Below are 6,801 nucleotides of genomic sequence, written 5' to 3'. Positions count from 1 at the left end.
GCATCTATCAGCGGAAGCAACTCATCCAGAGGTTCAGGCGAAGCAAAGCCATTGGTTACCATCACGTTCTTCAGTCCGGATTCCTTAGCCAGCCTTGCTGTATCCATCACATATTCAAACCATATCAAAGGTTCGTTATAGGTATAAGCGATCCCGATATTGTTGTGTTCCTTCAGGGCAAGGGCAACCATTTCTTCCGGCGTGAACTGTCGCAACCCGGAATGTTCGTCCACCCCGCTCTGGCTGATCTCAAAGTTCTGACAGAACTTACATCGTAAGTTACAGCCAACCGTCCCGGCAGAGAGTATCCGGCTACCCGGAAAAAAATGATACAAAGGCTTTTTTTCAATGGGATCAAGCGCAAGCGAACTAACCAAACCATAGTTTTCCGCAACCAGCGTCCCGCCTTCATTCTTACGTACCCGGCAAATGCCACGTTCCCCCTCGCTGATTCTGCAGTTATGCGGACAAAGCGTGCAGCGAACCTGGTGATTTTCTTCCTGTATAAAATATTTTGTGCTCATCGATCTCCGATTCTCAATATCCTTTAATTTTTAGTCTCTCCACCCATTCTTCTGCTTCGGTGAACCTGAAATCGCGCAGTTTTTTAATCAGTAAGCCGGGGTCAACCTCCACAACAAGGTTTCTGCTATGTTCTTGTCTCAGGAACTTCTCTTCCAGGGCATGTTCCAGGAAATGGACGAGGTGGTCGTAGAAACCGGCGACATTCAGGATCCCAACGGGTTTTTTCATGATCCCAAGCTGGTTCCAGCTAAGCACTTCGAAAAGTTCATCGAGGGTACCCACACCGCCGGGCAGCACTACGAAGGCGTCCGACATGGCAGCCATACGTTCCTTGCGTTGCGACATGGTTTCGACGATATGCATTTCCGTGATCCCTTCGTGGGCAATTTCTTTCCCGGCCAGATCACGGGGCATAACCCCATATACTTTCCCTTCCATTTCCAGGACTTTATCGGCCACTACCTTCATAAGGCCGATATTGGCACCGCCATACACAAGATCGAGGCCTTCCTGTGCCAACGCCTCTGCAAATCCGGCAGCAGCCTCAGCGTAAACACCACGGTATCCCCTTGATGACCCGCAAAACACACAGATATTCTTCATTGTCTTGACTCCTGAAAAATGATAACTTTGCGAGCGTCAAAGATACATAATTAAAATCAGCATGAATCAGTTGTACCCTCTTAAGTTCGACCCCATTTTCAAGGAAAAGATATGGGGAGGCCGCAAAATGGAAACCTTTATGGGCGCCCCGATACAGAAATGTGGCGAAGCCTGGATCCTTTCCGGGGTTGAAGGCAACGAATCCATTGTGACCAACGGCTTCCTGGAAGGAAATAACCTTAACGAACTGATAGAAGTTTACATGTATGATCTCGTCGGAGAAGAAAACTACAACCGTTTTGGGCAGGAGTTTCCTGTACTGGTGAAGATCATTGATGCAAACGATTGGTTATCGATACAGGTGCATCCTGATGACGCACTTGCCATGCAACGAAAGATTGGCAGGGGTAAGACGGAGATGTGGTATATCCTGGAAGCAGAACCCGGTGCCCGTTTGATCTCGGGATTCAGCCGCCAGAGCGACCGGAACGAATACCTCAGGTATCTTGAGGAAGGCCGGCTTCAGGAAATCCTGAATTTTGAAGATGTTGAAAAAGGAGATGTGTTTTTTATGCCTGCAGGAAGGGTGCACGCCCTGGGACCCGGTATCCTGCTGGCAGAAATCCAGGAAACATCGGATACCACCTATCGCATTTTCGACTGGAACCGCACCGACGATGAAGGAAAACCAAGGGAACTGCATCTGGAGGAAGCCCTGGATGCTATTGATTTTAATGTGCATAACGACTATAAGACCCCGATCGGAAAAAATCCCAACCAGACGCTACCCCTGGCCGACTGTGAGCATTTTACCACCAATGTGATCCATCTTTCAGGAAAATCGGTTTTCAAGGATCTTTCAGCCCTCGATTCATTCGTAGCTTACGTCTGTACCCAGGGAATGGCAGGTATACAGTATCCCGGAGGAACGGAAAAACTGAAACCCGGGGAAGCCATCCTGGTGCCGGCGATTACCGAGGAGATCACTATCATACCATATACGGACAGTGAACTGCTGGAAATTTACATCCGTTGAGCAATTAAACCCCATACAATAACGGGTTTGATAATTTATTTTTACATTTGGCGTTAAATAACAGCTATATATATTTAAATCATTCAATATTAAATCCAATCTTTTATGAAAAGACTCATCCTGATCGCAATTGCAGCACTAATGATTACAGGGATCATGGCACAGGAAAAAGAGGCCAGATCGAGAAAGCTTCCTTCCGTTGATGTCAAGACCACCGATGGCAAGTCGTTTAACACGCAGGACATAAGCAACGACGGCAAACCCATAATAGTAAGTTTTTGGGCCTTATGGTGCAAGCCCTGCATCAAGGAGCTGAATACCATTGCGGATGTTTACGAAGACTGGCAGGAAGAGACCGGGGTTAAGCTTTATGCGGTCAGTATTGATGATGCGCGTTCCAGTTCCAAGGTATTGCCTTTCGCCAGCGGCAACAGTTGGGAATATGAGATTTTGCTTGATCCCAATGGGGATTTCAAGAGAGCGATGGGTGTGAATATGATCCCGCATACGTTTCTGCTCGACGGGGAAGGGAACATCGTTTGGCAACACACATCTTTTGCCGAAGGGGCCGAGTTGGAGCTGATCGACACGGTCAGGAAAGTCGCTAAAGGCGAATCCGTTGAAAGTCATTAAGCTGTTAACCCAAAACCCAAAAATATATTCATGAAGAAGATCATCATTATCGGGTTGCTCCTCGGCATGATATTCCCTCTGCGGGGGATCAGCCAGTCATTCCTGGAAAACGGACAGGTACACGGCAATTTTCAGATCGACGGGGCCTATTATGGAGAAGATTCCAAGCTGGGGATCACCGACAGTTCTTTAAACGGCAAATATTTCAGGATGAATGCATTTGGGAATATTGCCTATACCAACGGCAATTTTGAAGCCGGATTGCGGTTTGAAGCCTATCTCCCTCCGTTGGCCGGATTTGATCCTGCTTATGAAGGAGCAGGCATCCCTTATTATTATGTTAAGTACAAATGGGACAAGCTGGAGCTGACGGCCGGGAATTTCTACGAGCAGTTTGGCAACGGCCTGATATTACGTGCATATGAGGAATGGCAGTTGGGTTACGACAATTCGATCAGGGGATTCAGGGCAAAATTCCAGCCGGTAACAGGCTTAACCCTCACCGGATTGATAGGCACACAGCGCTATTACTGGGAGCCTTATCAGGAAGGTAACAGGGGTATAGTCCGTGGTTTTGATGCCGACCTTTATCTCAACGATCTCCTCCCCTTCCTGAAAGGCAGTAAAACGCAGATCACCCTGGGTGGAAGTTTTGTAAGCAAATATGAAAAAGCAAGCAAGAAGACCATTTCCAGGGATTCTATCCAGGATACAGTAGTAACAAAGTACATTTTCAGTTATAAAATTCCTGAAAACGTGGCTGCTTATGCAGGAAGGATGAACCTTACGCATGGAGGCTTCAATCTCACGGCAGAGTATGCTTATAAGATCAACGATCCTTCGGAATTCAACGATTACATTTACAAGGAAGGGCAAGCTCTTTTCCTGAGTATGTCGTATGCCACCAAAGGATTGGGGATAAGCCTTTCGGGGAAGCGTACCGACAACATGAGTTTCAAATCGAAAAGAGCCGAGATCGGTAACGTCCTCGACATCAACTACCTCCCTCCCCTCACCAAGCAGCACACCTACAGTCTGGCAACCATTTATCCGTATGCTACACAGCCATTGGGAGAAATGGGGATACAGGGACAGATCATGTATACCATACCCAAGAAATCGGCTCTGGGAGGGAAATACGGGACCCAGATCGAGTTGAATTACTCGAACATCCGGTCTATCAAAAAGGAACAGGTTTCAGCTGACATACCTATTGATTCTACAGGAACCAAGGGTTACAAATCGCCCTTTTTCACTTTGGGGGATGAGCGATATTATGAGGACTTCGATATTGTGATCACGAAAAAGTTCAGCAGCAAGTGGAAAGCCATAGTTTCGTACATCAACCAGCTTTACAACATTGCTGTAGTCGAAGGTCATGCTGGAGATCCCAAGGTACATGCCAACATTGGCATCCTGGATATCACTTACAAGATCACCCCCACCAAATCGTTGCGCATGGAAGCCCAGGGATTGTTTACCGATCAGGACAGGGGGAGCTGGGCCATGGGGCTGCTTGAGTTCAATATCGCACCCAAATGGTTTTTCACTGTTATGGACGAATACAATTATAGCAATCCCGACGAAGAGATGCAATTGCATTATTACAGCGGGAATATAGCATATGTAGAGGGAGCCACGCGAATATCCATCGGATACGGCAGGCAGAGAGAAGGTTTGCTGTGCGTCGGGGGCGTTTGCCGTCAGGTACCGGCCGCCAATGGGTTCAATATCACCATATCCAGTCAGTTTTAAAACATAACGATTATGAGAATAACATTCAGATACCTGTTGATCGTTTTATTAGCATTCACTTTGATCCCATCCTGCGATGTGGAAGACGATCCCTACCTTGTGCCCGAAGGCAAACCAGGTCCGGGCCCTGACCCAACGGAGAAAGTCAGGAAACTTTTGCTGGAGGAGTTCACGGGGCACACCTGTGTCAACTGTCCGGAAGGAGCCATGCTTGCACATGACCTGAAGAATCAGTATGGAGAGCAACTCATACTGATGTCGATACATGCAGGCGCGTTTGCCGAGCCATCAACCGCGCCATACACAGCCGACTACCGTACCCAGGCAGGCAACGACCTCAATGCCTATTACAATGTCTTGTTTTACCCGAGTGCCATGATCAACCGCACGAAGTACAACAGTCAATATGCATTGTTCACCGGAGTCTGGCAAGATGCCATAGAAGCGTTGATCAACCTTCCACCCGACGCTCACATCGACCTTTCGCTTGAATATGAAGCTATAACGCGTACTCTTACGGGCAATGTATCGGTAGAATTCCTGAACGATTTCACCTGTGATTTCAACATCTGTTTTTATTTACTGGAGAGCGGCATCATTTCCGCCCAGAAAAACGATAACTCCAGTGTAGGCACTGTTCCTGAAATACTTGATTATGAGCACAACCATATGCTTCGTGATGCATACAACGGAGCCTGGGGAACGGAGATTGCCGCCGGAGGAGTAAGTGCAGGACAGGTTGAGACCACCACGTTTACCATGACCCTACACGACGGCTGGAACCAGGAAAACTGTGCTATCGTTGCCTTCGTTTATAATGCAACAACAAAAGAAGTAGTGCAGGCAGAGGAGAAGGAGGTGATGTGATCAGAGATCGGAGAAAGAAATCGATGATCGAGAAGAGGCATTATAACAGAACTAACCGGGAAATGAAGTGATGAGGGTTTATTCTTCGATCTGCAATCTGATATCTGCGATTTCTTTCTCCGATCTGCGATCTGATTTCTGCGATAAAAAAACGGGCCGTTTTTTCCCCGGCCCGTTTTTCACATTAGTTAAACATCAGTGCACGACTACCAACTTCCGGGTTTCATGTCCGGTATTGGTGGATATTTTCAGGAGGTAGAGGCCTTGCGGGAGGGTTGCGGTTTCCCGGAGGCTTAACACATGAGTGCCTTTGTCCATCTCCTCTGAGGCCAAAGATAATATTTTCTTCCCTTCGCCCGTGTATAATCCTGCATCAACGTGAGTAGCCACATCAAGTTTTAATATGGCCTGAGAATGATCATTTACAGGATTCGGGAAAATGTTTAGTCCGCTGACTGCGCTGCCCGGTGCTTCCGGTAATGCAGTCCAGATGCCTTCTATACCGAAGAAATCAAGGATCACGATCATCAGCTCGTCTTTGGTGGAAGAGCCGTCGTCCAGGCCGCCGAATTCCAGCGATGCTCCGACGGTTTTATAGGAACCGGCGTCGTTGGCGATCATACAGTTGTAAGAAGGACTGAGATTTTTAAACATCGTAAATGCCTGGCCCAACGGAAGAATATGATCCATATAGTTGTTATCACCGCTGTATTCATATTCCAGGTCGGCTGCAATGGTCCCATCCTGCCCTTTCACATCCGACATATCACCGTTTCCATCTTCATCGCCGTTGATACTAAACATCGGGTGGACAGAGGTTTGAGTATCAAAAGCCCAGGTGTCTGCACCTTCCAGGTAAATATTTCCTCCTTCATTAAGATAATCGGCAAGTGCATCACCTTCCTGGGAATTCAGTACATGGTTATCGGGGTAGACGCCAAGGCAGATAAACACAGATGAATACAGGTTCAGATCGTTGGGAATAGTGGAAACCATTTCAGCGCCAACGCCCAGATTATCGCAACACTGCATCATCGCATCGGCAGAGTTGTTGTTGCCATCGAGATCAACGATAAGAACGGGTATTTGTCCTACAACCAGGAAGAACGAGCCATTGCCGCTCACACCCTGATAGGCGCTGATATCAAATTCGAAGCCGGCAGAATGGCCTGCCGGGGTATCATTCCCTACACTAACTTCATAGCTTTGTGATGCAAATGATCCGGCTGCAAGGTTGCCGAAACCAAGGCTACCTGAATTGACACTAACATAGGGACTCAGTGAAGCAAGAAGCCCGTTCACATCGGCAGCATCCGATGTTCCTGTATTTTCAATGGTCATTATAATGCTTGCATCCTCACCCGGATCAAGCTTACCATTTG

Annotated in this window: 7 protein-coding genes; 4 read left to right on the top strand and 3 right to left on the bottom strand. The window is 47.5% G+C overall.

All coding sequences use genetic code 11. The features are described 5' to 3' along the window. The coding region (locus tag KKA81_11300; GenBank protein ID MBU2651512.1) for a radical SAM protein at positions 1-524 on the bottom strand (524 nt) is incomplete at its 3' end. 13 nt (positions 525-537) lie between these two features. Beyond that, entirely contained in the window at positions 538-1,128 is a 591-nt protein-coding gene (locus tag KKA81_11295; GenBank protein ID MBU2651511.1) for a TIGR00730 family Rossman fold protein, read from the bottom strand. Positions 1,129-1,189: 61 nt separating this feature from the next. Here KKA81_11295 and KKA81_11290 point away from each other — a divergent pair, with 61 nt between their 5' ends. The 4 genes from KKA81_11290 to KKA81_11275 all read left to right on the top strand — a co-directional run bounded on the left by KKA81_11290 (position 1,190) and on the right by KKA81_11275 (position 5,419). Next, on the top strand, positions 1,190-2,164 hold the full coding sequence (locus KKA81_11290) for a class I mannose-6-phosphate isomerase (protein ID MBU2651510.1): 975 nt from the start codon (positions 1,190-1,192) through the stop codon (positions 2,162-2,164). A 105-nt stretch (positions 2,165-2,269) separates the two neighbouring features. Continuing rightward, complete coding sequence (locus KKA81_11285) at positions 2,270-2,797, top strand: TlpA family protein disulfide reductase (GenBank protein MBU2651509.1); 528 nt, start codon at positions 2,270-2,272, stop codon at positions 2,795-2,797. Between the two features lie 30 nt (positions 2,798-2,827). Next, complete coding sequence (locus KKA81_11280) at positions 2,828-4,552, top strand: hypothetical protein (protein MBU2651508.1); 1,725 nt, start codon at positions 2,828-2,830, stop codon at positions 4,550-4,552. A 12-nt stretch (positions 4,553-4,564) separates the two neighbouring features. Further along, a complete protein-coding gene (locus tag KKA81_11275; GenBank protein ID MBU2651507.1) occupies positions 4,565-5,419 on the top strand; it encodes an Omp28 family outer membrane lipoprotein in 855 nt (284 codons plus the stop codon). Between the two features lie 195 nt (positions 5,420-5,614). Here the strand turns inward: KKA81_11275 and KKA81_11270 are convergent. Further along, the coding region (locus KKA81_11270; GenBank protein ID MBU2651506.1) for a T9SS type A sorting domain-containing protein at positions 5,615-6,801 on the bottom strand (1,187 nt) is incomplete at its 5' end.

Source organism: Bacteroidota bacterium, from assembly GCA_018831055.1.
Taxonomy (GTDB): domain Bacteria; phylum Bacteroidota; class Bacteroidia; order Bacteroidales; family B18-G4; genus M55B132.
This window is presented reverse-complemented; position numbering and strand designations above follow the sequence as displayed.